The sequence below is a fragment of the Micromonospora sediminicola genome (assembly GCF_900089585.1).
Lineage (GTDB): Bacteria > Actinomycetota > Actinomycetes > Mycobacteriales > Micromonosporaceae > Micromonospora > Micromonospora sediminicola.
In genome coordinates, this window is sequence record NZ_FLRH01000003.1 from 2,644,030 (window position 1) to 2,670,898 (window position 26,869).

A 26,869-nucleotide genomic window follows, 5' to 3' on the forward strand; every position below is an offset into this window, starting at 1 on the left:
GGGGTATGACCGTACCGCTGGGCGGCATCCCGCTCGCCGACCACGCCGCCGTCTACGCGGCCCTCGACCACGCCGGGTTCACCGACGTCTGGTCGTCGGAGGTGGCCGGGACCGACGCGTTCACCCCGCTCGCGCTCGCCGCCGCCTGGGCGCCCCGGCTCCGCCTCGGCACCGCGATCACCCCGGCCTTCACCCGGGGCCCGGGGCTGCTCGCGATGAGCGCCGCCGCCCTGGCCGAGGCCGCGCCGGGCCGGTTCGCGCTCGGCGTCGGCGCCTCGTCGCCGGTGGTGGTGCGGGACTGGAACGCGGTGGCGTACGACGAGCCGTTCAAGCGGACCCGGGACGTGCTGCGCTTCCTGCGGGCCGCGTTGCGCGGCGAGACCGTCGACGGGGCGTTCGACACGTTCGCGGTCCGGCGGTTCACGCTGGAGCGTCCGCCGGCCGTGCCGCCGCCGGTCCTGCTGGCCGCGCTGCGCCCCGGCATGCTGCGACTCGCCGCCGCCGAGGCCGACGGGGTGATCCTCAACTGGCTCGCCGCCGAGGACGTGCCGACCGCCGTCGCCGAGCTGGGCGAGCGCCGTCCCGGCTTCGAGGTCGCCGCGCGGATCTTCGTCTGCCCCACCGAGGACGCCGGGTACGCCCGCGCCCTGGGCCGCCGCCTGATCACCGGCTACCTCACCGTGCCCGCGTACGCCGCCTTCCACCGCTGGCTGGGTCGGCAGGAGACGCTGGGCCCGATGTGGCGGGCGTGGGAGGCGGGGGACCGCCGGGGCGCCGCCGCCGCGGTCCCGGACGAGGTGGTCGACGCGCTCGTGCTGCACGGCTCGCCCGAGCAGTGCGTGGCCGGCGCCCGCCGGTACGCCGCGCACGGCGTTGACGTGCCGGTGCTGGCGGTGCTGCCCACCCCGGAGACGACCGAGGGCGGCGCGGACGCCTGGGCCGGTCTGCTGCCCCGGCTCGGCGTCGACGCGACGGAGGTGGCCTGAGATGAACCTGACCGACCGGGTGGTCGTGATCACCGGTGGGGCCGGCGGGATCGGCGCGGCGCTGGGCCGGCGGTTCGCCGCCGAGGGCGCCGCCGCCGTCGTGCTGGCCGACCTGGCCGCCGACGCGGCCCGCGCGGCGGCCGAGGCGATCGGCCCGGTGGCGTCCGGGGTCGCACTCGACGTCACCGACGAGGCGGCGGTACGCGCGCTGGTCGACGAGACCGAGCGCCGCCACGGCCGGATCGACCTGTTCTGCGCGAATGCCGGCGTGGCCACCGGCGGCGGCATCGACGCGCCGGACGCCGACTGGGACCGGGCCTGGCGGGTGAACGTGCTCGGTCACCTGCACAGCGCCCGGGCCGTGCTGCCCGGCATGCTGCGCCGGGGGCAGGGCCACCTGCTGCTCACCTGTTCGGCCGCCGGGGTGCTGACCGCGGTCGGAGACGCCCCGTACACCGCCACCAAGCACGCGGCGGTCGGCTTCGCCGAGTGGCTGGCCATCACCTACCGCGACGCCGGCATCCGGGTCAGCGCGCTCTGCCCGCAGGGCGTGGACACGCCGATGCTCGCCGACGGTCTCGCCGAGGGGCACCTGGGCGCCCGGGTGATCGCCGCGTCCGGCGCGATCCTCACCCCGGACCAGGTCGCCGACACCGTCGTCGCCGGGCTGGCCGAGGAACGGTTCCTGATCCTGCCCCACCCGGAGGTGGCCGACTACGCCCGCCGCCGGGCCGAGGACCCGGACGGCTGGCAGGCCGGGCTGCGCAAGCTCGTCCGCAAGCTGCGCGCCGCCGATCGCTGACCGAGGTGCCGGCGCGCGTCCCGGGTCATGTGCGGTCTGCCGGTGCCGGCGCGGCCTCCCAGTGCCGCCGGAACCGGTCGCCGGTCCCGGCGGAATCGTGCCGGTGCCGCCGGTGCCGCCGGTGCCGCCCCGGCCCGTGTCTCGTGGCGCTGCCTTTCGAGCTGAGTCGTTGGTGATATCGCGCCGAGGCGGCCCAAGGCCGTGCGGATCCCGAGCCGCCGAGATCGTCGGCCGGCACGGGCGCGCGCCGTGGGCATCGACGCGACGCCGTCCGGCAGGGGTGAGTCGGTCGAGATCGCGGCGGGCACGGGCGGGCGCTGTGGGCATCGACGTGACGCCGTCCGGCAGGGGTGAGTCGTTACTGATATCAGCTCGAAAGGCGTCCGCGACGCTTGCCGTCACCCCGCACCCTGCCGCTCGCGCCGGCACGTGCCCGGGCGGTCCGTCAGCGGCGCCAGCGCAGCGGACCCGGGTGCACCGTCCATCGCAGCCGCGCCCACCGGGACCGGGCCGCGCGCAACGCCGTGATGTAGCCGGTGCACACCTCCACCGCCCGGTCGGCCTGCGCCGCGTCGACACTGCCCGGCGCGAAGGCGACCCGGTTCACCAGGTCCGCCAGCTCGCCCACCCCGCCGTCCACACCGCCGTCCGGCCAGGCTGCGCCGCTCACGCCTGCGCCGCTCACGCCCGCACCGCTCACGCCCGCGCCGCTCACGCCCGCACCGCTCACGCCCGCGCCGCTAACCGCCGCGCCGGCCGTCGGCGGACCCGAAGCCCGGGCCGCCGCGAGCGTGGCCCGGGCCTGCTCGGCGACCTCCTCCGCCGCCAGGTCGTCGCCCACGGGCCGGCCGGCCAGCCGCAGCGCGTCGGTCAGCTCCCGCCAGGCGCCGGTCACCCGCCGGCCGGGGTCGCCCCGCTCCAGCCGGGACCGGCTCAGCCGGCGGCGCATCGCGGCCAGGACCGCCAGCACCGCACCGACCAGCAGCACCAGGCCACCGACGCCACCGGCGACCAGCACCGGCGTACCCGGGCCCCGGTCCTGCCGGCCCGGCGCGGGCGCGGCGGCCGGGGGAGTGGCGGAGGGCTCCTCGGTCGGCGCCGGCACCTCCGACGGCGGCGGGTCCTCCGGCTTCGGCCGGAAGTCCTCCTCCACCGGGCGGGGCTCGGAGTCCGGGCGCGGCATCGGATCGAACGGCACCCAGCCGACGCCCTCGAACAGCACCTCCGGCCAGGCGTACGCGTCGGCGGCCCGCACCGGCCCGTCGGCCTTCGGTTCGAACCCGACCACCACCCGGGTGGGCAGACCGGCGAGTCGGCCGAGCACCGCGAACGCGGCGGCGAACTGCTCCGACGTGCCCCGCTGCCCGCCGCCGTTGCGCGGCCCGAACAGGAAGAACGTCAGATTGGGGTAGGCGTGCCCGCTCGGGGCGTCGGCGGTGACCCGGTAGTGCTCGGCGAGGAACGTGGCGATCGCGTCGGCCCGCGCGTACGGGGCGCCGTTCTCCTCGGCGAGCTGGGTGGCCAGCCGCCGCAGCTGCTCCGGCGCGCCGTCCGGCACCCGCAGCACCCGGGCCACCGCGTCGCCGGCCGGCACGTTCGCGGTGGTGACCAGGTTCAGGTCCGGGCGCTCCCGCACCGAGGACACGTCGTACCGCAGCCCCGGGGCCAGCCCTTCCGGCCGGATCACCGTGCCGGTCTCCGGGTCGTAGGCCACCCGCGCGCCGGTCACCTCGCGTGGCGTGGGCACCGCCGGCAGCAGCCGCCCGGTCAGGTCGCCCACCGTGATCTCCTGGCGGACCGTGTCGGTGGTCGCGCCGGGCGCCGACTCGGCGGCGGGCAGGACCCGCCCCGCGTTGCGATAGGTGGCCCCGACCCGCCAGGTCACCCCGTCGTAGTCGCTGAGCACCGCCAGCCGGATCCGCGGCGGCCCGCCGTCGCCCGCGCCGGCGAGGGTACGCACGTCGAGCAGCCGCTGGTCCGGGTTCAACGCCCAGCCCGAGATCCGGATCAGCGGGTTCTCGTCCAGCGACTCGACCTGCGGCGGCTCCACGTAGCGGCGCGGATCGACCGGACGGTCCTCCACCTGACCGGCCACCACCGGTGCGAGCAGCGCGGCGAGCCCCACCACCACGGCCAGCCCGGCGGCGGTCGCGGCGACCAGTCGCAGCCGCACCGCCGCGCGTACCGTCGGGGGGAGGTCGTCCACCGGATCGCCGGCGGCCGGGTCGGCCCGCCGGCCCGGTATGGCCAGGCCGGCGGCGGCGACGGCCGCGAACAGCACCGTCGGCCCGACCGCCGGCTCCGCGTTCGGCCCCACCACGTAGAGCACGCCTCCGTAGAGCAGCACCGGCGGCAGGTAGCCCAGCAGCACCCGCCCGGCCCGCAGCGCCACCTCGGCGGCGGTCAGCCCGGCCAGCCAGGCGGCCACCACCGGGACCAGCACGGTGTCCGGCGCCGGCTCGACCGGGATCATCGCGGTGAGCAGCCGGGGGATGGCGTTGCGCGCGGCGTCCACGGCCACCTCGCCGAGCCCGCCGGGCAGCGCCGCGTGACTGGCGGCCAGCCGCAGCGACAGCAGCGTCCAGCCGGTCAGTGCGGCCACCGACAGGGGCGCCACCAACCAGGACGGCAGTCGCCGGGCGGCCACGCTGACCAGCACCGAGCCGACCGCCGCGCCGACCATCAGCCGGGTCAGCAGCGGGTCCGCGTACACCCGGCCCAGCACCACACCGGACAGCGCGACCAGCACGACCAGCGCCGCCGGCACCGGCACGGCGCGCAGCCGCGTCACCACCGGCGGATCCCGTCCCACTCGGCGGCGAACGCCGCGCCGTCCCCCGCGTCCAGCACCACCAGGCCCGTCGCGCCGCCCGCCGTCGGCCCGGTCGCGCCGAACACACCGACCACGACCGACGGGTACGCGCCGCGCAGCGCGCCGACGTGGCCCAGGTCGTCGCGGCCGCCCGGCCCGGTGAGGAACACCAGCGTGTCGCCGAGCCGGTCCCGGCGCAGTCGGGCGGTCGCCGCCGGAAGCACCTCCGCGTCGCCGTCGGTCAGCTCGACCGCGGCGAGGCGGTCCAGCGGGCCGGCCGCCCCGGCGGGCTCGGCCTCGGCGGGCGCCACCAGCAGCAACCGCACCGGCAGGTCCTCGCGCACCGCGGCGGCCACCACCGACGCGGCCGCTTCGCACGCCGACTCGAACGACTCCGCCACGCCCGCGACCCGTCCCGGGTGTGCGGCGGACCGGTTGTCCAGCACCACCACGAGCCGCGGCAGGCTGGTGTCCACGTTCTCCCGCACCATCAGCTCGCCCACCCGGGCGCTGGTCCGCCAGTGCACCCGGCGCAGCTCGTCGCCGACCACGTACTCCCGCAACGAGTCGAACGTGATGGAGCCGTGCGGCACGCTGTCGGTGCGCCCGTCCAGGCTGCGCCCCGCGCCGGTGGGCACCGCGGACAGCGGGTGGATCCGCGGGTGCACCCACACCGGGACGGTGTCGCCGTAGCCGCGGGCCAGCGCCACCAGGCCGAGCGGGTCACGGCGGACGACCCGCAGCGGCCCGACCGGCACCACTCCCCGGCGCTGCGTCGGCACCGCATAACGCACCACCGTGTCGCCTCCGGGGCGCAGCCGTAGCAGCGGCACCGGCACCAGCGCGCCGGCGCAGCGATCCTCGGCCACCAGGTTCGCCGCCCGCAGCCGGCCGGTGTTGCGCACCGTCAACTCCATCGCCGCCGGCTCGCCGCGGGCCACCCGGTCCGGGTCGGCCCGACGCTCGACGGTCAACCGGGGCCGCCACGCGGCGGTCACCCCGGCGTAGCCCACCGCCACGGCCGCCGCCGCGCCGAGCACGGTCAGCTCCGGGTACGCGTACCGGAAGCCGACGCCGAGCAGCACCAGGGCGGCGACGAGCAGCCCGATCCCCCGGGCGGTGATCCCCACGCTCAGCCGTGCACCGGGGCGGGCTGGCCGGACGGCAGCGGCACCGGCACCGAGGCCACCGCCTGGCGCAGCACCTCGGCCGGCGTGACGCCCCGCACCTGCGCGTCCGGGGTGAGCAGCAGGCGGTGCGCGAAGACCGGCTCGACCAGCGCCTTCAGGTCCTCCGGCATGATCCAGCCCCGGCCGTCGATCAGCGCGTACGCGCACGCCGCCCGGGTCAACGCGATCACCCCGCGCGGGCTGACCCCGACCCGCACCTGCGGGTGGGTACGGGTGGCCGCGGCCAGCCGCACCGCGTACGCGTAGAGCGGCTCGGCGATGTGCACCCGCCGGGCCATCTTCACCATCTCACCGACGGTGGCGGTGTCGGTGACGGCGGTGAGTGAGTCGGGGGAGCGGACCGTGGCGCCCCGCAGCACCTCCACCTCGACCGCCTCGTCCGGGTAGCCGACGGAGAGCTTCACCAGGAACCGGTCGAGCTGTGCCTCGGGCAGCCGGTAGGTGCCGTCCATCTCCACCGGGTTCTGCGTGGCCACCACCAGGAACGGCTGCGGCACCGGGTGGCGTACGCCGTCCACGGTGACCGTCCGTTCCTCCATCACCTCCAGCAGCGCCGACTGGGTCTTCGGCGAGGCCCGGTTGATCTCGTCGGCGATGACGATGTTCGCGAAGACCGGCCCGGGGTGGAACTCGAAACCGCGGCTGGCCTGGTTGAAGATCGTCACACCGGACACGTCGGAGGGAAGCAGGTCGGGCGTGAACTGGATCCGCCGCCACTGCCCCTTCACGGTGGCCGCCACCGCCCGCGCGAGCGTGGTCTTGCCGACCCCGGGCACGTCCTCCAGCAGCACGTGCCCCTGCGCGAACAGCGCGGTCAACGCCAGCCGGACCACCTGCGGCTTGCCCAGCACGACCGCGTTGACGTTGTCGGCCAGCCGGGCGGCGAGGGCGGCGAAGCCCTGCACCTCCGGCTGGCTGAGCGGTTCGTGCGTGTTCACGGTGTGCCTTTCGGTCCGGGCGAGGTCAGCAGGTGGGCAGCACGTTGAGGTTGTCGCCGCCCTCCAGGTTGAGCCACGCCCACGGGATGTACGTCTTGCCCTCGTACGCGATCTGGATCCACCAGGTGCTCTGCTTGTTGTTGTTGTAGATCCAGGCGTCGACGTCCTCGCCCTTGGCCTTGCAGTACGTGCGCAGCCGCGTGCCGTCCGGCACCCAGCCCGCCTGCCGGTCGTCGTCCTGCTGGGTGACCTTGAAGATCTCGTTCCCGTTGCGACCCGGCACGTCCTTGTTGCAGTACGTCCGCTGGTCCCCGTCCGGGCCGTTCTTGCAGGTGGCGATCCCGTAGACCGGGTCGGTGGTCTGGGCGCGGTCGGCTGTGCCCTTACCGGCGGCGTTGGACGCGGTCAGCGTCACCGTGTAGGCCGTGCCCGGCGTCAACCCGGTCACCCGCAGGCTGGAGCAGCTCCCGCTGGCCGTCTTCCCGCCGGTCGCCGCCGTGCAGGTGGCCCGCCCGCCGCCCGCGTCCACGGTGAACGTCACCGTCACCGAGGTGGCGTCCGCCGACGAGCCGGTCACCGTGATCCGGGGCGGGGCCACCGTACGCGCGGTGGTGCTGGCCTCCGGGCCGTCGCCGGCCTCGTTGACCGCCTTGACCTTCACGGTCACGTTCTGGCCGTTGCCGAGGCCGCCCACGGTGGCCCGCACGTCGGTCACCTCGACGGTCTTGCCGCCGGCCTCCACCACGTACTTCGTCACCGGGCGGCCGTTCTCCACCGCCGGCGACCACTCCACGGCGATCGTCCCCGGCTGGTCGGCCACCGTGGACGCGCGCAGCTCGGTCGGTGCCTTCGGCACCGTGAACGGCACCACCGTGTTGCTCACCGGCGACGCCTTCGACCCGGCGCCCCGGTCGCTGACCGCGGTCACCGTGAACGCGTACTGGGTGCCGTACTCCAGCGCGCCGGCCGGCACCACCAGCTCGGTCTTCGGCGACTCGCCGGCCGGGGCGCTCGCGCCGGCCGAGGTCGCGGTCACCGCGTACTTCGTGACCGTGTTGCCCTGGCCGTCGGCCTCGGGCCAGCTCACCCGGACCGTGCCGTCCGGGCGGGCCTCGGCGGTCACCGAGGCCGGCGGGTCGGGCACCTCCGCGGTCGGCACGACCGGGTTGCTGCGGCGCGCCGGACCGTCGCCCTTCGCGTTCACCGCGTGCACCGAGAACGTGTACGTCTCACCGTTGGTCAGACCGGTGACCTCCAACGCGCGCTGGTTCGCGCCCACCTGGTGGGTCTGACCGCCGCCCTCCACCACGTACCGGGTGATCTCGGCGCCGTTGGACGCGGCGGCCTGCCAGCTCACCCGCGCCGACGCGTTGCCCGCGGCGGCGGTGACCGCCTTCGGCGCGCCCGGCTTGCCCACCTTCGGCTTCTTCGGCGGGGGCGGCGGCGGGGGAACCGGCGGCGGGTCGCCGCCGAGCACGTCGTTGGCGTACTTGTTCACCTCGCGGACCCGGTTGCGGTCGTCGACCACCTGGGCGGTGGACGAGTCCGGCGGGTTGATGAACAGGTGGTTCTCCCGGACCTCCAGCTCCACCGGGCCGGGCCGGCCGGAACCCTTGATCGTCTCCACCAGCTGCCCGGCGGCGTCGAACGAGTAGACCGCGCCGGTGCTCTCGTCGGCGCAGTAGAACCGGCCCGCCCAGGCCACCGCCGGGCTGAGCCGCGCGCCCGTCCCGGGCACCGTGAACCGCTTCACCTCGGCGCCGTCGCGGACCACGTGCACCGACCGGTCACCGGGAACGGTGACCGGCACCTGCGGCCCGCTGGTCCGCGGCGGCAGGTTGCCCGGCGCGGTCATGGTCAGCCCGGCCCGCTGCGTGCGGCCGCCGACCACGGTCACCAGCGACGCGGACGTGCGGTCCAGCACCGCCACACCCTCGTCGAGCGTGGACACGACCAGCTCGTGCGCGGGTTCGGCCACCTCGTGGGTCTCGACCCGCTTCGGGCTGAGCCCGGCCGGCGGGGCGGCGCCGGGGGTGTCCGGCAGGTCGGCGGCGGTGATCGCCGAGACGGTGCCCTCGCTCGGCACCGCGATCCACAGCTTGCCGGCGCCGTCGAACGTCCCGCCGGCGATGCCCGGCGGGTAGCGGACCGGCTCGCCCACCGGCGTCAGCGCCCGCGGGTCGAGCTGCCGGACGATGCCCTGCACCGCGTCCACCACGAACGCCGCGTCCTCGTGCAGCGCCACGCTGACCCCGAACCCCGGCGCGGTCGGCGTGCTGGCGGTGATCTGCAACGTCGCCAGGTCCAGCGAGCTGACCTGGCCGGTGTTGAGGTCGCGCAGGATCAGCAGCCGGTCGGTCTGGGCGACCTGCATCTGGTGCCGCCGCCCGCCGGGCACCTCCATCCGGGTGTCCACCCGGGCGGTGACACCGTTGACCCGGGCCAGCTCGCTGCGGGTGGTGCTCCACAACCAGGAGGACGCGTCGTAGTTGGCCACCGCGTTGTCGGCGGCGCCCAGCCCGAGCACGGTCAGCCCCATCGCGGCCAGCAACGCGGCCACGGTGCCGATGGTCACCAGGCCGCCGCGCGTCCGCGACCGGGGGCGGGCCGTCTCCGGCCCGGTGCTCGTGACGTCCTCGATGGTGGTCACTGCCGGCTGCCTCCCCGCGTCGGTGGGGGAGGGCGCCGCGCGTGGTCGACCCTCCCCAGAGCCGGGAGCCATCATAGGTGCCGGCAGGAGCCGGTGAAACCCGCACCGTCTCCCTGTGGACACCGAGCGTGTCCTCGGTGGCCCCTCACTTCGGCGTGGCGCCGCCGTTCCGGTCCGTGCACACCTGACCGGACGTGGCGTACGAATCGGTCGAGTAGACCGCCAGCACGGTGAAGCAGTAGTCCAGCCGCGCGCTCAACCCGTTCACCGTGTACCGGGTCTGCCCGGCGTCCACGGTGGCCATCACCCCGAGCTTCTGCCCGGCCTGGCCACCAGCCACGACGAACGGCACCGCGCCGTTCGTCGGGTCGGTCCAGGTCACCGTGATCGTGGTCGTGTCGTCCCGCAACCGCAGGTCACCCGGCGGCGGCCCGGTCACCTTCGGCTTCGGCGCGCTCGGCGCCGGCGCCGGCGGCGCCGCGTCCCGGTTCAGCCACACCCCGCCCGCCCCGACCGCGACCACCACGGCCAGGACCGCGCCGCTGACCAGCAGGGCCAGCGTCGTCCGGTTCCGGCCGCCCGACTCCGGCTCCTCCACCTGCGGGTACGCGGCCGGCTGGTGGAACGACGGCGGCACCGCCGGCCACGAGCCCTGCTCCGGCCACGAGCCCTGCTCCGGGTACGCGGGCTGCTCCGGGTACGGGGGGTGGTCCGGCCGCGTCGGCTCGGGGAAGTCGAGCAGCCCGTCGTAGACCGGCAGTGACCGTCCCTCGTCCGGCGTCTCCTCGTGCTCGTCCGGCTCCGTCCCGTGCCCCGGCGCCGGCTCGGTGGCCGGCTCGGGCTCCGGGCCGGACGGCCGGTCCACCGGTTGGGGCGGCGCGACGCTGCTCCACGGTGGAGCGGTCATGCCCCACGGCGGCACCGGCGACCCACTGACCGGTGAGGCGCTGATCGGGGCCGCGCTGACCGGCATCCCGCTGACCGGGTACGCGGCAGGCCCGCTGACCGGGTGACCGGGTGGTCCGCTGACCGGGAAGGTCGGTGGGGCGCTGACGGGTTGTCCGGGTGGTCCGCTGACCGGGAAGGTCGGTGGGGCGCTGACGGGTTGCCCCGGCGGCCCGCTCACCGGACGGGTCGGTGGGGCGACGACCGGCGGGACCGGTGGCGCGGTCGACGGGGGCATGGGGGCGGCCGGCCCGGCGGCGGACGGTGCGGCCGCCGACGCCTCAGTGGCCGGTGGCCCGCTCACCGGCGTGTCACCTCGCGGCGGCGCGCTCACCGGGAACGCGCTCAGCCGCGCCGCGTCCACCGGCGGAGTGTTCGGGGGCGGACCGCCGGTGGGACGGGCGTCCGGGCGGGCCTGACCTGTCGCGGTCGCCGCGCGCTCCGCCTCCTCGCGCAGCAGCGGACCGATCTGCTGCACCTGGACGGTCGGCCTGTCCCAGCCCGGGCCACCGGGAACGGGCGGCGTCGTGCCGGCTTCCGGCCGGCCCGGTGGGTTCGGGTCCGGGCGTCCTGGCGTGCGTTCGCCGGCACCGGGCGCCGGCACTCCCGGCGCTGGCGGCGCTGGCGGCGGCGAGGGAACTGCCGGGCGGGGCGTGGAGTCCGGCGCCGTCGGAGCCGGTGGTGCGGAGATCGGTGTCGCCCCGACGGGTGCGGGTCCGGCAGCGGTCGCCGGTGCCGCCGTGGTGCGCGACGGCGGGGCGGGCGCCGCCGGGACCGGAGGTGTCGAGGCGGCCCCGGGGAACTGCGCCGCCGGGGCGGGTGGGCCAGAGGTGGGGGCGGGGACCGGTCGCCCCGGGGCCGGAGGAGCGGAGACCGGCGGGGCGGCGGGCACGGCCGGTGGCGGCGGAAGGACGCCGTGCGCCGGCGGGCCCGAGGTCGGGGCCGGCGGGACCGCGCTCGGCGCCGGCGGCACCGAGATGACGGCCGGCGGTGGCGGGAGGACGACGTGTGTCGGCGGACCCGAGGTCGGCCTCTGCGGGACGACGGCCGCCGGCGGCGGGAGTGTTCCAGGGGCCGGCGGGCTGGAGATCGGCGCCGGTGGCGCCGCGGTGACAGCGGGCGACGGTGGTGGGATGACCGGGGCCGGTGGCAGGGCGGAGGTCGAGGTGACCGGCGCCGGTGGCACGGGCGGTACCGAGACGGGATGCACCGGGCCGCGCGGCGCGGACCCGTGCGGGGCGTTGGCCGGCGCCGGGCCGGCCGCCGACGTCGTCTGCCAGGTGGCCGGTGCGGCCGGCGGCCCCGGCAGCGAGGGCGCGGGCGGAACGACCCGTGGGTGTCCCGGCGGCGGTGCACCGACAGCGGGAGGGACGGTCGGGGGCACCGGCGTGACACCGGGGACCGGCGGTCCGGTCAGCGGTGGCGCCGGCGGGACGGCGGGTGCCGGTGGCCCGACCGTCGGCCGCGGCGCGGTGTCGAAGGCCGCCGGGCGGCCCGGACCGGCGGCGGGTGGCGCGGGGAACCGGGTGGTGGCTTCCTCGGGCGGCGCGGCGAACCGCGTGGTCGCCTCCTCGGGCGGCGTCGGAAGGCCGGTGGTCGGCGGCACGGGCGGAGGAGCCCACGGACTCGACGTACGGTCCGGCGCGGCCGGTGCGAGCGGAGGCGATGAGATCGGGATCGCCGGCGAGGGCGGCAGCGTGCCGTGGGCGCGAGCAGGGGCTCCCGGGCGCGGCGAGGGAGGCGCCGCCGGATCGGGCGCGGGCGTCGGCCGCGGCGCCCGGGGCGTCGGCTGCGGGGCCCACTCTGCACCCGGTACGCGTGGTGCGGGCGGCACCGGGGGAGTGGGTCGCGGCGGGACCGGCGGGGGAGGGTACGACGGCGTGACCGCCGGTAGCGACACGGTGGGCCCGGACAGCGCCGGATCGGGGCGCGGGCCGGCAGCGGCGGCGGAGCCGCCGGGAGGGGGGCCGTAGCCGGCGGGAGCGGCGGCGGAGCCGCCGAGGTAGTGCCGGGCCGCGCGTACCGCCGGGTGGTCCGGACCGAGCACGGCGGGCCCGGCGGTGGCGACGCGGCTGTAGTTGCGGCGGGCCTCGTGCCGGTTGCCCAGCTCCTCCGCCACCGCGGCCAGGTCGAAGCTGAGCGCGAGCATCAGCGGGTCGGCGTCGCCGCGGCGACGCTCACCGGCCGCGTACGCCTCCTCGAGCGTCCGTCGGGCGGCGGCCGGGTCGTCGGCCTCCCGGTGCAGCCGGGCCAGCAGGTGGCCGGTGGCCAGGACGTCCTGGTGGTCCTCGCCGTACGCCGGTCGGGCCGCGGTGATCGCGTCGGCGAGCAGCCGGCGGGCGCCGGTCAGGTCGCCCGCCGCGCGCAGTGCGAGGGCCTGGTGTTGAGCGGCGGTCAACGGGGAGGGGTGGGACACGTGAGCAATGCTGCCCGGAATCGTCCGTCGCGCGCTACCCGCCCGCCAGTGGACGGCCTTGACCTGGGGAAACGTGGGGCGTCAGCGGTGATGTGCATGATCGTTCCGGGCCGTGTACAGTAATCCCCCGTGCGGCCCGACGGCCGGCTGATCCGGTGAGAAGATCACCTCGGCCGACCGGGTAGGCTGTACGTGCAGGTCCGGGTGGCGGAATGGCAGACGCGCTAGCTTGAGGTGCTAGTGCCCGTATAGGGCGTGGGGGTTCAAGTCCCCCCTCGGACACAAACCATTGCCCCACGGTGCGCGCTGAGATCCACTTCAGCGCGCACCGTTTGTGTTCCGGCTGGTAGTTCAGCCGGAGTCCGAGTTGCCGGTAGACCTCGGCCTTGTCGGCGGGGTCGGCGTGACGGAGCACGGTGGTGATGTCGCCGAGCGCGGTCACCAGAGCCGCGATCTCTGCTCGGCTCAGCCGGCGCGGAGTGGCACCCGCGATGGCGCGTAGTTCGGCTTCCGCGCGGGTGCGTTCGGCCTGGGCTTGGGCGATCCAGCCGGTGACCACGGCCGGGTCGGCGCCGGCGTCGAGGGCGGCGCGGTAGCGCTCCAGCTTGGCGTCGCACTCGGTGATGATCGCTTGGGCTGCGGTGCCCGTTGTAGGCGGATGGTTCAGGGGTTGGGCGTCGGCCATCGCGGTGATCGTCTGTGCGATGCGGTGGGGCGCGAAGGCGGAGGCCAGCCAGGCGTCGAGTGGTTCGGTGAGTGCGTCCTCGCGTAGGTACACGTTGCGGGGGTGGGGGACCTGGTTGGCGAGTGCGTACTCCTGCGGGAAGCGGCAGCGGTAGTAGGCGTCGCCGTGGTTGTACTGGCCCTGCATGCGACGGTCGCAGGCGGCGCAGTAGATGAGGCCCCGGAAGGCGTACGGGTTGCGGGTGCGCTGCCGGACGTGTTGTCCACCGGTTCCCTGGCCCCGCCGGTGCAGGATGGCTTGGGCCTCTTCGAAGGTCGCGTCGTCGATGAGTGGTTCGTGGGTGATGTCCTTGGAGACCACCCACTTGTCGCGGGGGTTCCAGCGCATGACGCCGGTGTGGCCCATGGCCACGTCGTCGACGTCGAGCAGCACTTCGTCGGTGCGTTGCTTGTTCCAGACCTGCCGGCCGGTGTAGCGGGGGTTGGTGAGTATGACGCGGACGGCGCTTTTGGACCAGGCGATGCCGCTGCGGTGGCGGTTGCGGGCGCGGTCGTGGGCTGATGGGCAGGGCACGTGATTGGCGGTGAGTCCCTCGGCGATGGCGAACAGGCCGATACCGGTGATGAACTCGGTGAAGATCCGACGGACGACGGGCGCGGTCTGCTCGTCGGGGATGAGGCCCTTGAGGTGTTTGCCGTCGGCGGCCTTGGCCGGGTTGGGGTGGGGTCCGAGGTCGCGCAGTGTGTAGCCGTAGGGCGGGCGACCGCCGAGGTAGCGGCCCTCGAGCAGGGTCTGGGCGGCCATGGCGGTGCGGACGCGCAGCTTGATGCGGTTGCGTTCGCCTTTGCTCATGCCGCCGAAGACGGACATGACCAGTTCGTGGGCCTCGTTGTCGGGGTCGATTGGGCCGCCGATCTCGGGCACCCACAGTTCGACGCCGTAGTGAGCGAACAGCGGCACCGTGAGGCCGAACTGGTTGCCGTAGAAGGCGCGGTGAGGTTCACCGACCACGACGGCGGAGAACCCCCGCCGAGGATCGCGCAGCGCCGCGAGAAGGAGGCTCGCCTGGACTCGTCGCTGCCAGGGGAGGGAGCGGCTCTGGCCGACGTCGAAGTACTCCGTGACGATGCGTCCACCGTGAGGCTGAATGAGTGTGGTTGCCCGGGTGAGTTGCCAACTTCGGGACGATTCGGGGTCCTGGTTGTCCTCGGTCGACACGCGGCCGTAGAAGGCGAAGGGTTTCGGTGGAGGGGCGTTCATCGGTTCTCCTGGTTCGAGTTTTCGGTGCGGCGGTCGTTCACGTGTCTGAGGAGCTTCAGCAGGGCGGCAGCGGCGCCGGGGTTCAACTCGGGTGGCTGCTCGGGTACTACCACGCTGGCGACGCTGGGCGGTGCACTGCTGTCGACGGTCTCGACCGTCCATGAACGATCGTCTTCGCTCGTCTGGTCAAGTCCCTCGTCGGCCGGCGCGGCCGAATCCGGCTCTTGGTGATGTTCAGACTGGTGGTCGGGCGGCAGCGTCATGCGCCTCCGTCCGGCGGTCGCCCCGGCCGGCACACGCTGCGGTGGGCCTGCGCCGTCCGCTCCTTGGCCTCCGTCAGCTCGCGGTGAGAGGGGGCGGACTGGAGGTCGAGGCCAGCATCGGCCGCGAGGATGGGCGGGATCGTGGCGCTGTAGCTCGTAGCGCTGGTGACTCGGGCCGTGGCAGATGGGTGGGTTGTCATGGGAGATGTCCTTCGGGTTGGTCGGTGCCGGTTGCTCCGGCGGGCATGAAGAAGGGGTCTGCTGCACCGGCAGGTGACAGGCGTAGTCACGCGGCCTGACTGGCCGGTGGGTGCATGATGGTCTCGAATTCAACGGGGGTCAATCGGGACAGTGACCGTTGGCGTCGGCGGCGGTGGTAGGTCCGTTCGATCCAGGTCACGATCGCGATCCGTAGTTGCTGGCGGGTGGTCCATGATCGTCGGTTGAGGACGTTGTTCTGCAGGAGGCCGAAGAAGGATTCCATGGCGGCGTTGTCGCCGGCGGCGCCGACACGGCCCATCGATCCGGCCATCCGGTGGCGGTGGAGGGCTCGGACGAATTTCCTGGAACGGAATTGGGATCCGCGGTCGGTGTGCAGGATGCAGCCGGCCAGGTCACCGCGTCTGGCTGCGGCGTTGTCCAGTGCGGCGACGGCCAGGCGGGACTTCATCCGCGAGTCGATGGAGTAGCCGACGATGCGGTGGGACCAGACGTCCTTGATCGCGCACAGGTAGAGCTTGCCCTCGGCGGTGTGGTGCTCGGTGATGTCGGCCAGCCACAGCCGGTTCGGGCCGTCGGCGGTGAAATTCCGCCGGACCAGGTCGTCGTGCACCGGCGGGCCGACCTTGCCGCCCTTACCCCGACGCTTGCGCTTGCCGAAGGCGCTCCACCAGCCGTTGCCGGAGCAGATCCGCCACGCGGTGCGGTCGGCCATCGGCTGCCCGGCGTCGCGGGCCTCGTCGACCAGGAACCGGTAGCCGAACTCCGGATCGTCGCGGTGGGCGTCGAACAACGCGTTGGCCCGGTACGCCGCCACCAGGTCGGCGATGGTGACCGGTCGGGCCAGCCACCGGTAGTAGGGCTGGCGAGCGATGTTCAATACCCGGCACGTCACCGCCACGGGGATCCCGTCGGCGGCCAGCTCGCTCACGAGCGGGTAGAGCCTTTTCCCGGCAGATGCGCCTGCGACAGGTAGGCAGCGGCCCGGCGCAGGACCTCGTTCTCCTGCTCCAACAACCGGATCCGCTTGCGCGCCTCGCGTAGCTCGGCCGACTCATCGCTGGCCGTCCCCGGCATGACGCCAGCGTCGATGTCGGCCTGGCGCAGCCACTTGAACAGCGTCATCGGGTGGACCCCGAAGTCCTTGGCGATCTGCTCGACGGTCACGCCTGGCTCGCGGTCGCGAGCGACACGCACGACGTCATCGCGGAACTCTCTGGGGTAGGGCTTGGGCACAGCGACATCCTTCCAGCCTGCCCGCAGGGCAAGCCATCTCAGATGTCACCTATCGGTGCAGCAGACCCGAAGCACCGTTAGCGAGACAGCCCCGGCGCGGTAGCGCGTGCCGCCCACTGCGGCGCGACCGTTTGCAGGAGCCGTGACTCGGTGAGCTGCGGCTGTAAGGGCGTGTGAGGTTGTGTAAGGCGTTGTCAGCCGTCGCACCGGTGCACCGCCATTACCACGGCCATAGCGTCAAATCATTCCCAGACCACCGCCATCCGCAGCCCTCGTTCGCGGCGCGCTCGCCGCCGCATCCGACCTAGCGGCGGCCTGGCAGTCTGCGACGCGAGGAGGTCAGGTGAAGTCGAGAGCAGCGAACGCCGCGGCCGCCGCCACGTCCATCATGTGCACTCTTGTCGTTGCCGCGATCCTCGTCGCAAGCGGTGTGTGGCAACCTCGGCTACCGTCGCCAGCGGCGCTCCGGCAATGGATTCACCAACCGTTGACGACCGACTTCGTCATCCTCCTGGCCGGAGCAGGCGCCGTGATGCTGTGGCTGCTCCTGGCAACCACCGTCCTGACCCGCGCCTACACGACGCTGGCACGCCGCCTGCGCTGGCTGCCCGCCCTCCATCTACCCGGCCCGGTCCAGGGCCTCACCGCCGCGCTGCTCGGCGCCACCGCCGTCACCACCGCCACCGCGGGCACCCCCGCCCACTCCGCCCCCGCAACCGGAACCGCGCACGACAGCGACGCGCAGCCTCCGCAAGCTTCGACCACCGCCCCAGCGACCCGCCCTGTGAGCAGCAGCCAACAGCTGATTCTGATGCCGGCTGACCGTACCTCCACTCACACCGTCAGGCGGGGGGACACCCTCTCCAAGATCGCCGCTGAGCGGCTCGGCGACGCCGACCGCTGGCCCGAAATCTTCGCCCTCAACCGCGGCATCCACTTCATCCATACCGGCGGAATCCTGCGCAACCCAAACGTTATCTACCCCGGCTGGACCCTCACCCTGCCCGACGACGCCACCCCACCGACCACACACCGGCCCCGCCCCGAATCACCACCGACGGCCCCGGATGAGCCGGACCTCGCCACCCCGGCCCCCGCCCCGACAACCGCCCCGCCGCCCTCGACACCGCACCCGGCCCCACCCACGGCAACCACTCCCACAATCGAGCCGAGCCACGCGCCGACACCCACCACCGCCAGCACCTGCGCCAGCACAGACAACACCACGAGCACGCCTACCTCCGAACCGACCGCGGACCGTGGACCCCGCCCCACCAGCCCCGACCGCGGCGTGGCGCTGCCCAGCGGCAGCTGGATAAGCCTCGGCCTCGCCCTGGCCATCACCACCGCCGCCGCCCTCGTCTGGGCGCACCGGCAGCGCCGCTACACCGCGGGCAAGCCCTCCACCACGCCGCGCTGGGAGAAGCAAACTCTCGCCCCCTTGCCCCGGCTGATTGGGCAGATCCGCCGCGCGCTGCGCCATACCGCCGCCATGGCGGGAGAAACGGGCCAAGACAACGAGCCGGCGGACGACGCAGCCGGCGATCCGGACGGCACCAGCTCCCTGAGCAACACCAGTTCGACCAGTCAACAAGTGACGTCACGCGATCCGTCGGCCACCGCCTCACCCGCCACCACCGCGCTGACCAGCACCCACAGTTTCGGCCCGGTCATGCCGGCGCCTGCGCCGCTGACGGTATGGCCGCCCGCCGGACTGGGCCTGACCGGACCCGGCGCAGACGCCGCCGCCCGAGGCTTCCTCACCGCCGCCCTCGCCACCGACACCGACGAACATCCCCAGGCGCGCACCCACGCCGTGATGACGGCCGCGACTGCGGCGACCCTACTCGGCGCCACCACAGGCACCCTGCCCCGCACACCCCGGCTCAGGATCACCCCCACCCTCGACGACGCGCTGAACCTCCTCGAAGCCCTGGCGCTGCACCGCACCCGACTGATCGACCAGCACGAGACCGCCACCGTCGCCGACCTACGCGCGGACGCCTACGAAGAGCCCCTCCCACCGGTCATGCTCCTCACCCACCCCCCAGACCGGCGCGAGCGCCCCCGCGTCGCCGCCCTGCTCACCCAAGGGCAGCACCTGGACATCCACGGCGTGCTCCTCGGCCCCTGGTCCGACGGCACCACCGTCACCGTCAACGAAGACGGCACCACCACCCCCGCCGACGGCGACCACGCCTCCCACCGCGCCGACATCGGCCGGCTCACCGTCCTCGAACCCACCGAAACCCTCGATCTGCTCACCGTGCTGGCCGAGGCCCACACCGGCGAGGCCCCCTCCCCGGCCCCCGCCGAGCCCACACCCACCGCACATGGCACAGGCGCACAGCCCGACCCGCGAACACCCCTCGCAGACCAACATCAGCCAGCAACGACGCCGGCCGACACCCCCCTACACGCCGCTCACCACGAAATCCAGGCGCTCGACACCGGCCACGCTGACGCCCTCGACCAGCCTCTCGCCACCAGCACGTCGGCGACCAGCTCCACCCCACCAGCCCCCGAAACCGGCACCGTCACCACGGTCGCGATCACCGTGCTCGGCACTCCCGCCCTCACCCACGCGGACCCCCAGCGCAGCCTGCGCGCCAAATCCCTCGAACTGCTCGTATACCTGGCCGCACGCGACGGCACCGCCACCACCGAGGCCATCCTCGACGACCTGCTGCCCGACGCACCCGCAAGCAAAGCCACCCACCGGCTGCACACCTACGTCTCCGACCTACGCAGCGCCCTGCGCCACCACGGCGGACCCGGCACCTACCTCACCCACCCCCACCACCGCTACGAACTCAACCCCGACCGCCTCGACGTGGACCTGTGGCGGATGCGCGCCGCCCTCCGCGCCGCCAACACCGCCACCAGCAAAGCCGAACGGGTTGCAGCGCTGCGCCGCGCCGTCGACACCTACCGCGCACCACTCGCCGACGGCTGCGACTACGAGTGGCTCGAGCCCCACCGGGAAGCCGTGCGCCAACAAGCCCTCGACGCGGCCGTCGCCCTCACCGAGGAACTCGACGGCCAACCAGCCGAGCAGCTAGCCGTCGTCGACGCCGCCATCGGCCAGCACCCCTACGCCGAGCAGCTGTACCAGGTGGCCATGCGCGCCCGCGCGCACCTCGGCGACATCGACGGCCTGCGGACCCTACGCCGAACCGTGACACGGCAACTCGCCGACATCGACGCCGAGCCCAGCGACGACACACTCACCCTGGCCGACCAACTCATCACCAAGCTGCGCCCCGCCAGCCCAGAAGGTCGGGCGTCAGCGCAGGGAGCACGCTCGTGAGCCCGCTGACCAGCCCCACCACCCGCGCCGCAGAGAACTCGACAAGCGAGGCCGCGACTGACGTGGCTGTGGTGCACCTGAAGCGGCTGCGATGGGCAGTACGGGCAACCCTCACCCTCGGAGTCGCCGCATCGGTCGCCGCGAACGTGCTGCACGCCCGACCGAACCCCATCAGCCAGATCATCGCCGCGTGGCCGCCGCTGGCGCTGCTGCTCACCGTCGAGCTGATCTCCCGCGTCCCGCACCACCGCCGCTCCCTCGGCATCATCCGCATGGCCGCCACCAGCGTTATCGCCGCTATCGCCACCTGGGTGTCGTACTGGCACCTCGTCGGGGTCGCCGCCCGCTACGGCGAGGCCGGCGCAGGGGCCGCCTACCTCCTGCCCATCTCCGTTGACGGCCTCGTCATCGTCGCCAGCGTCAGCCTCGTCGAGCTCACCGCCCGGATCCGCGCGGAACAACCCGAACAGCACCCCCAGCCTCCTGTGGCCGCCACACCCAGCCCTGCGTCCACGACACGCATGCCGCACGTCGCGTCAGCGGGCCGCCGAGACGGGGGCACTGTAGACCCGTCATCCGGCGCGAGGGCATCAGCCGATCCGGTCCCGTGCCCTGACCCGCCGCAGCGTCGCCCACAACATGACGCCAGCGACGGTGAGCGCCGGCCGAGGCGCCACCTGGTCGACGTCGCCAAGCCACCCTCGGCCAACGCGCGGGCGCAGCAGCCGCCCGCCACCAGCACCGCGAACGGCGAGCCGGCGGTGAACGGCGACGAGCTGGTGCCGTCGGAGACGGCCGCCGCCGTTGCCCACTGGCACCGGCGGGAGCCCCACCTGCATCCGGCCGAGATCGCGGCGCGTATCGGACGCTCGGAACGCACCGTGCGCCGGTACTGGCCGCCACGTCCGCAGACACCACCGTCAGCCAACGCAAACCACACCAGTGATCTCACCGAAGGGGCCTGCACCTAGCGACCTCGACCGCTCCTACGACCCACGGAACTCCGGGGGAAGAGATGTCGGCGTACGGGTTCCGGTGCGCAATCGGGTACGCCAGACGTGCAAGGTCGGGGCGCGAAGCATTCGGGACGCTGCGACGGCGGCCGGCCCCACCTCCCCTACTCACGAGAGTAGTCGGTGCACGTGTCAACGCCGGCTGAACTTTGGCTCTGGCACAGATTCTGTGATTGATCTTGGCGGCGGCTCACGTGTTGGTCAGGACGCGTTTGCGCAGGAGGTCGAGGTTCGCCCGGCCATACATCTGTCGCTTGACGGTCTTGATGCGGTTGACCTGGCCCTCGACCGGACCTGAGCTCCAAGGTTGGGCGAGGCCGGCGACGACGGCGTCGCGGTCGCTGGCCAGGCCGGCGGCGAAGCCGCGGATCTCGGGGTATCCGGCGTGGCGGGCGCGGTTGATCCAGGCGTCGAGGTGCTGCCCGGTGCCTTGGTGGCGGACCAGCGCGGCGAACCCGCGGGCGAGGCCGGCGATGGTGTCGAGGTCCGGGCAGCGGCGGCGGGCGTCGGCGAGATCGGCGTGTTCGTCGTCGGTGAGTTTGTGGCCGGGTCGCATGATCCAGGCGGTGATCCGTCGGGCCGACGGCACCCGGACCACGGTCGCCGGGGCAGGCCGGGCGCGGTTGGTGGTGAGCCAGTCCCGCAGCACCCGCACGCTGCCTTGGTAGCCGAGGGCCAGGATCTCGGCGTGCAGGTCAGCGGTCTGGTGGACGCCGTCGGTGAGGCGTTGCCGCAGGTAGGGGTGGAACGGGGCGAGGACGCTGGGTCTGCTGCTGGCGTTCGGGCCGATCAACGCCTCGGCGGTGGCGGCGTGGGCGTACTTGCGGGCGGTTCTGACGTTCATGTCGAGGCGGCGGGCGGTCGCGCTGATCGAGAGTCCTTCGGCTCGTAGGGCGTGCACGGCCGCGTGTCGTTGACGGGTGTTCGCCGCCCGACGCCCCGCCCCGACTGGTTCGTCGGCTAGCGCGGCCAGGGCAGATGGTGGTTCGGCGTGGGTGCGGAGGCATCGGCGGTGCCCGCGGATGACCCTCTCGACGGTGTCGCTGAGGTTCTTCAGCAGGTGCCACCGGTCGGCGACCTGGATCGCGTCAGGTGCTCCCTTGCGGGCGCCGTCTAATGGTGAGATCAGCTATTGGAAGTGTTGGAATACCTGCCGTCGGTCGAGATGCGTCAGATGTCGCCGGGGGTTCTAGTAGCGGCGAACTGTGCCGCGGCGTCGAGGACTTGTCCGAGGAAGCCGCGCAGGTCGGGGGCGACGGGCTCGAATCCGCTGTCGGTGGAGGCGTCGCGTGAGCGACGCACCGTGTTGTCAGGGCTGATGGCGTAGAGGATTCCGCCGCCGTTGCTGGCGAAGATGGTGCCGGTGTTGTCTCCCTCGAGGAGGACGGGGCCGTCGGCGAGTTGAGTGATGACGTCGTCGGGCGCGTGGATGAAGATGCCGTTGCCGATGTCGGACATGGTCACTTCGTGGATCACCTGATAGAAGGTGATGAGGTCCGGCGGAGTACTCGGCTGTGCCCGGAGAGCGTCGAGAGAGCTCTGGTCAGGGCCTGCTGGGATGACCTCGTTCTGTCCGGGCGGGAACGGGTAGTAGGTGTCGAACGCGGCCAGCACCGATTTCAGGTGCGTGGTGATGTCGGCGGCCCAGGTGCGGACCCAGCGCGGGTCGAGAGAGTCGGAGTTCACTGAGGTGTCCTGTTGTTCGAGGCAGGGCTGGCGGGAGACGACGAGCGGGCGCTGACTTCGGCGGCGTAGGAGGTCCAGTCGCCGTTGGGGAGCTGTTGCCATTGGATGGCGGCCTTGATGTGGATACCGAGCATTTTCGCCAGGATCGCTGCCGGGACCTCGGCAGCGAGCATGAACAACGCGGTGTTGCGGCCTTGGCGTGGTTGCAGTCCGTGCGCGTGCAGCCGTCGGGCGAGGGCGCCTTCGGTGAGTGGACGTGCTGGCCATCTTCCGGGAAACAGCCAGGTCGACGGTGTGTTGATCAGGCTGCCGCCTGGCGTCTGGCTGGTGGCGTCCGCGAGTTCGTTGACGAGGCGGTCCAACGGGGCAGGAAGGACGACGGGCCGGCTGCCCAGGGTGAGCAGGGTCTGGCCGTCGGCGTGTTGGACGTGGTGGGTGGTCAGGGTGCTGATGACGTTGAGTTTCTGGGCGTAGAGCAGGATCAGGAGTCCGGCGACCCGGTCGGTGGTCGGGTAGGTGTCGTCGTGCAGCAGGCGTCGCGTATCGGCCCAGCGGCGGTCCTGGTCGAGTGGCCCGGCGGGGCCGGTCCAGCGGGTTGCCGGAGCGGTGAGCCGGGGTGCGTGGTGGTGGGTGGTGGCCCATCGCACGAAGTTGGTGGATCGGGTCGCGGGTGCGGGTTTGCTGGCCAGCCACTGGTCGAGGTCGGCTTGGGTGCAGGTGGCCAGGGCCGATCCGCGGGTGTGCAGCCAGTCCAGGAAGGCAGCGGCGCCCGCGACGTGTCGACGGATGTTGGTGACCTGCTGGTGGGAGGCGGGCTGACCGTCGAGGCGGCCGCGCAGCCGCCGCAGGTGGTGCCAGACCGCGTAGGAGTGCAGGACGCGTTGGTGCTCGAGGGTCTCCCGCGCGGCGATCGTCTTGGTGATCCACGGTTCCAGGGCGGCCAGGCGCTCGTCGCGTGGCGGCAGTGCGCCGGCGACGACGAGTATGGAGCGGATGTGCGCGAGGGCGCCGCTGGGCGGTATCGCGTCCAGCGCCTGGTGGGTGATGGTGGGCCGTGTGAGCGCGACGGTGTGCAGGGTGTCGCGGACGCCGGGGTTGTGCAGCCAGTCCAATGCGTGGTCGGGGCGGTCGACCTGGGCGAAGGCTTGGCGCAGCCGGTCCAGTTGAGTTGCGGTGGTGCCGTCGGCGACGGTGAGGATCTGGCGGAGGCGGCGGTCGAGGGAGCAGCGGGCGCATTCGGTCGTGGTGAGTTGCCAGGTGATGCCGCAGACGCCGCAGCGGGTCCAGAATGCCGGGTCGGGGTTGATGCAGCGGGCGCACAACGGCGCGTCGAGCGTTCCGCCCTTGACCGAGGCGCCAGCGCCGCAGCGGGAGCAGACGGCCCAGCGTTCGCGGCAGCGGTCACACATCGGCTGGCCGGTAGCACGGGAGATGCTGCCCCGGCCGGTCCGTCCGCAGATGCCGCAGACGAGCTCGGGCCGCGGACGGCAGCGGGTGCAGACCGGCCCGGTCTCGGTCATCGCGGCGACCCGCCGCTGGTCGCCGCAGCTCGTGCAGGCCTTCCAGCTTCTGGGGTCACGCCACCAGCAGGCCTGGCAGATCGGGTGGCCGTTGTCGTTGCGGCGAGCCGGAGGCCGCAGCTTCCCGCATCGACCGCACGTCATCGCCACGGCCTTTCTGGTGCAGCCGTCGCAGAGCCGCAGCCCGTCGAACGGCCGGCCGAGCGGGCGCTGCTTCCCGCAGCGTGGGCAGAGCGGCGCGACCACGGTGGTGGCGCCAGCCCGGACCAAGGCGTCGACGAGGCGCAGCACGCCGGGCAACGTCGCGGCGGCGGCCTGGCCGGTGAGCAGGTCCGGCCGGCCGACGACCTCCTCGGCGATCCGGCGCTGCCCGGCAGGCAGCGCAACCGCCTCGCGGACCGCGGCAAGGACTGTTTCCGTCTCCAGGGCGGGCTCGAGCTCGGCCAGCAGCACCAGCAGCGGACCGACCTGCTGCGCGAGCAGCGATCGGTCGATCCTCTTGGTCACTCGGTGATCCTGGCCCGCTTCGGCCGCAGCACGCCCAGGCCGGCCGGGTCGGTGCCACCCGCCGCCTTCTTCGGCCGGGTCTGGGCACCGGCCGCCGGGACCGGCTCGATGAGGTCGTCCATCGAGCAGTCGAGGATGTCCAGCAGCGCCATCAGGATCTTCAGGCTCAACCGCTCGGGCCGCTCGGTGACCAGCCGGAACACCTGGCTGGAGGACAAGGTGATGTCCCGTTCGGCCAGCGGCTTGATCAGGTCCGTGGTCTGGAACATGCCGCGGTCGGCCATGATCCGACGCAGATGCCAGCGGTAGTCCAGCTTGGGGGCCATCAGCGGTCCTTCCCGTCCGACGGGGCCGGCCCCAGGGCCGGCGCGAGTGCCTTGCGCAGTGCGGTGTTCATGAAGTCGTCGGACACATGCGTGTAGATCGCCGTGGAACTGTCGCTCTCGTGCCCGACCTGGACCTGGATGAAGCGCCGGTCCACCCCGTCCTCAGTGTTGTGGGTGACATACGCGTGCCGCAGCGCGTGCGGGGAGAGGGTTCTCGGCAGTCCCAACGCTTCCCTGTAGGACACGAACCTCGCGTTGATCTCCGGCGGCTGGATGCGCCCGCCACGTTCGGTCACCCACAACGCTGGATGGTCGGTGAACCCGAACCGGGGACGGACGTTCTCGACGTAGTCGCTCACCGCCTCGACCGCCCACCCGAACACCGACAGCACGTTGCGGCGCCGGGGCGGCTGCCCTCGTTTGGCCTTGCCGTAGCGGACGTGCAGCGATCCGTACCGGCCGAACTGCGGGGCAGCCGGGTTGCGGCCCCAGTCCGCGATGTCGAGCTTCGAGGTCTCGGTGCGGCGCAGGCCCCAGCCATACATCACCTTGAACAACGTCGCGTCTCGATAGGCCGCCAGGGCGCCCTTGCGCTTCGCGCGGACCGCGCGCTCGACCTGGTCGTCGGCGTAGTCCAGGAACCGCTGCAGCTCGTCGCGGCTGAACGGACGCTCGTCCGGATCGCCCTCATACGACTGCAGATGGGCGATCGAGTTCCACTCGTGCACGATCGCCACCGGGTGCTCGCCCGGCCCGAACTCCTGCTCGCATGCGACCGCCCAGCCATACCGGCCGTCGCAGAGAAACTCGTTGAAGATCCGCAAAGTCCCCTGGTAGGCGCGGATCGTCGCTGGCGCCAAATGCCGCTCCGCCGTCAGCGACATCGACCACTCGTCCACGTGCGCCGGCGTCCACCGCCACGGGTACTCGTTGGTGAACGCCATGAACTGGCGTACCAGCCGCTCCCGCTCCGCGATCGTCTCCTCCCGCAGCCCCCGCGCGGTCTGCTGCGCCCGCCAGCCCCGCAACATCGCCTCGCCCATCGCGTCCTGCGGACGCAACCGGATCACACCCGACACCAGCTCCAGATGCGCCGCACCCGCCAAGCCGACCCGCCGCAACCGACCCTCCCGACACGCCCGGACAGCGGGACGATCATGCATCAGAAGGGATCATCAAGCCAAACACGCAGGTCAACGCCGTGCCCTGCCGTGGGGTGCGTTAGGCTCCAGCTACCGCCCCCACCACGCCTTCAGCGACTTCTTCGCCCGTCTGATGCAATTCCCGAGGGTTGGCATAGCTGCCGCCTCGATCCCGGCAGATGATCTGCACGCCGGGATGCTCGCGAAGCCACGCGGAGAGGGTGTCGGCGGTGCGGTCGGACAGAACGTCGATCGGCCGGCGGGTATGCATGTCGAGCAGCACCGTCGCATATCGGTGCCCTCGGCGGCGGGCGAAGTCGTCGACGCCCAGCACCGTCGGAGTCACCGGCGGCGGGTCGGGCATCCGGCGGATCATCCGGATCAGCGTCGAGCGGGACACCGACACCGCCAACCGCTGCGCCAACCGGCTGCCCGGTCGACCGCCCAACGCCACCGCGACAGCTTCCAGGTCACCGGCTGCGACGACGGTGTGACGGGCATGCCGACGAGTCAGGCCAGGAACCTGCTCAACGAAGGTCCGCCGCCTGCATTCGGTGTTCACGCAGGTGAATCGGCGGACCGTCAACGCGACCAGCACCTCGTGACCACCTAACCTCACATCGGCCAGCCTCCGCACATAGCGACCATGCACAGTGGTCGACCAGGTGCTGCAGGTGCCACATCGCGCCTGCACAGTCTGTGTCGCCGCGTCGATCCTGACCCCGACGCCCCGGACCACCACCGCGTCCAACCGCAGGCCCGTCAGGTGCGGCAGCAACGCCGGAATGATCTCCATCCCGGCACCCAACCCGAACTACCGACGAGCGCGACTCACAAAATGTGTGCCAGAGCCAGTTTTCAGGCGGAGCCGACAGCACGGGAGCTGGCGCCCGGAGCGCGGCACGTCCGGACGGTAACGGGCCACCTCGGCGTAACGCTGTGTAGCGCGCGGATCGCGGCATG

Annotated in this window: 14 protein-coding genes, 1 tRNA gene and 4 pseudogenes; 5 read left to right on the forward strand and 14 right to left on the reverse strand. The window is 73.3% G+C overall.

Annotation, left to right across the window (positions count from 1 at the left end; all coding sequences use genetic code 11):
• Nucleotides 1-5: 5 nt before the first annotated feature.
• Nucleotides 6-986 (forward strand): LLM class F420-dependent oxidoreductase, encoded by a 981-nt coding sequence (locus GA0070622_RS12950; protein ID WP_091573537.1) that lies wholly within the window; start codon nt 6-8, stop codon nt 984-986.
• Nucleotide 987: 1 nt separating this feature from the next.
• The gene (locus GA0070622_RS12955; protein WP_091573538.1) at nt 988-1,788 is read left to right on the forward strand and encodes an SDR family oxidoreductase; all 801 of its coding nucleotides are present in this window, start codon (nt 988-990) and stop codon (nt 1,786-1,788) included.
• A 445-nt stretch (nt 1,789-2,233) separates the two neighbouring features.
• On the opposite strand, the gene GA0070622_RS12960 is transcribed toward GA0070622_RS12955, so the two are convergent.
• The 6 genes and pseudogenes from GA0070622_RS12960 to GA0070622_RS33680 all read right to left on the reverse strand — a co-directional run.
• A complete protein-coding gene (locus GA0070622_RS12960) occupies nt 2,234-4,600 on the reverse strand; it encodes a transglutaminaseTgpA domain-containing protein (RefSeq protein ID WP_091573539.1) in 2,367 nt (788 codons plus the stop codon).
• Nucleotides 4,576-5,730: a DUF58 domain-containing protein gene (locus GA0070622_RS12965; protein WP_091573540.1), complete on the reverse strand. Its 1,155-nt coding sequence runs from the start codon at nt 5,728-5,730 to the stop codon at nt 4,576-4,578. Before GA0070622_RS12965 ends, GA0070622_RS12960 begins: the two co-directional genes overlap by 25 nt.
• A 2-nt stretch (nt 5,731-5,732) precedes the next feature.
• The gene (locus tag GA0070622_RS12970; RefSeq protein WP_091573541.1) at nt 5,733-6,728 is read right to left on the reverse strand and encodes an AAA family ATPase; all 996 of its coding nucleotides are present in this window, start codon (nt 6,726-6,728) and stop codon (nt 5,733-5,735) included.
• 25 nt (nt 6,729-6,753) lie between these two features.
• Nucleotides 6,754-9,378, reverse strand: a complete 2,625-nt coding sequence (locus GA0070622_RS12975) for a fibronectin type III domain-containing protein (RefSeq protein ID WP_091573542.1) — start codon at nt 9,376-9,378, stop codon at nt 6,754-6,756.
• A 145-nt stretch (nt 9,379-9,523) separates the two neighbouring features.
• A complete protein-coding gene (locus tag GA0070622_RS33675) occupies nt 9,524-10,285 on the reverse strand; it encodes a fibronectin type III domain-containing protein (protein WP_091577278.1) in 762 nt (253 codons plus the stop codon).
• Nucleotides 10,286-12,565: 2,280 nt separating this feature from the next.
• Nucleotides 12,566-12,739 (reverse strand): annotated as a pseudogene (locus tag GA0070622_RS33680) (hypothetical protein); the annotation flags it as partial.
• 198 nt (nt 12,740-12,937) lie between these two features.
• On the opposite strand from GA0070622_RS33680, the gene GA0070622_RS12990 reads away from it, so the two are divergent.
• Nucleotides 12,938-13,021: transfer RNA gene (locus GA0070622_RS12990), tRNA-Leu, on the forward strand.
• A 532-nt stretch (nt 13,022-13,553) separates the two neighbouring features.
• Here GA0070622_RS12990 and GA0070622_RS12995 read toward each other — a convergent pair.
• Both GA0070622_RS12995 and GA0070622_RS13010 read right to left on the reverse strand, forming a co-directional pair.
• Nucleotides 13,554-14,846: pseudogene (locus tag GA0070622_RS12995) on the reverse strand (recombinase family protein); the annotation flags it as partial.
• Nucleotides 14,847-15,233: 387 nt separating this feature from the next.
• A protein-coding gene (locus tag GA0070622_RS13010) for an IS3 family transposase (RefSeq protein WP_091568968.1) occupies nt 15,234-16,402 on the reverse strand; the annotation gives its coding sequence in 2 pieces (ribosomal slippage) (nt 15,234-16,115 and nt 16,118-16,402; 1,167 coding nt in all).
• 343 nt (nt 16,403-16,745) lie between these two features.
• On the opposite strand from GA0070622_RS13010, the gene GA0070622_RS13015 reads away from it, so the two are divergent.
• Complete coding sequence (locus tag GA0070622_RS13015; RefSeq protein ID WP_091573544.1) at nt 16,746-19,712, forward strand: BTAD domain-containing putative transcriptional regulator; 2,967 nt, start codon at nt 16,746-16,748, stop codon at nt 19,710-19,712.
• Nucleotides 19,709-20,683: a DUF2637 domain-containing protein gene (locus GA0070622_RS13020; protein WP_425412763.1), complete on the forward strand. Its 975-nt coding sequence runs from the start codon at nt 19,709-19,711 to the stop codon at nt 20,681-20,683. Before GA0070622_RS13015 ends, GA0070622_RS13020 begins: the two co-directional genes overlap by 4 nt.
• 232 nt (nt 20,684-20,915) lie before the next feature.
• On the opposite strand, the pseudogene GA0070622_RS13025 reads toward GA0070622_RS13020, so the two are convergent.
• From GA0070622_RS13025 to GA0070622_RS13050, 6 genes and pseudogenes are all read right to left on the reverse strand, one after another.
• Nucleotides 20,916-21,839, reverse strand: a pseudogene (locus GA0070622_RS13025) (ISL3 family transposase); the annotation flags it as partial.
• Between the two features lie 56 nt (nt 21,840-21,895).
• Nucleotides 21,896-22,411: a hypothetical protein gene (locus tag GA0070622_RS13030; RefSeq protein ID WP_091573545.1), complete on the reverse strand. Its 516-nt coding sequence runs from the start codon at nt 22,409-22,411 to the stop codon at nt 21,896-21,898.
• Nucleotides 22,408-24,438, reverse strand: coding sequence for a hypothetical protein (locus GA0070622_RS13035; RefSeq protein WP_091573546.1), 2,031 nt, complete (start codon nt 24,436-24,438; stop codon nt 22,408-22,410). Before GA0070622_RS13035 ends, GA0070622_RS13030 begins: the two co-directional genes overlap by 4 nt.
• The gene (locus GA0070622_RS13040) at nt 24,435-24,764 is read right to left on the reverse strand and encodes a helix-turn-helix domain-containing protein (RefSeq protein ID WP_176710457.1); all 330 of its coding nucleotides are present in this window, start codon (nt 24,762-24,764) and stop codon (nt 24,435-24,437) included. Before GA0070622_RS13040 ends, GA0070622_RS13035 begins: the two co-directional genes overlap by 4 nt.
• On the reverse strand, nt 24,764-25,885 hold the full coding sequence (locus GA0070622_RS13045; RefSeq protein ID WP_245666204.1) for a tyrosine-type recombinase/integrase: 1,122 nt from the start codon (nt 25,883-25,885) through the stop codon (nt 24,764-24,766). The genes GA0070622_RS13040 and GA0070622_RS13045 overlap by 1 nt, the downstream gene beginning before the upstream one ends.
• Nucleotides 25,886-26,054: 169 nt before the next feature.
• Nucleotides 26,055-26,702, reverse strand: a pseudogene (locus tag GA0070622_RS13050) (transposase); the annotation flags it as partial.
• Nucleotides 26,703-26,869: the final 167 nt, after the last annotated feature.

Bases quoted from the DNA above. Each gene is read 5' to 3' on its own strand.
- GA0070622_RS12950 (WP_091573537.1), top strand. From the start codon at position 6: ATGACCGTACCGCTGGGCGGCATCCCGCTCGCCGACCACGCCGCCGTC.
- GA0070622_RS12955 (WP_091573538.1), top strand. From the start codon at position 988: ATGAACCTGACCGACCGGGTGGTCGTGATCACCGGTGGGGCCGGCGGG.
- GA0070622_RS33675 (WP_091577278.1), bottom strand. From the start codon at position 10,285: ATGACCGCTCCACCGTGGAGCAGCGTCGCGCCGCCCCAACCGGTGGAC.
- GA0070622_RS13040 (WP_176710457.1), bottom strand. From the start codon at position 24,764: ATGGCCCCCAAGCTGGACTACCGCTGGCATCTGCGTCGGATCATGGCC.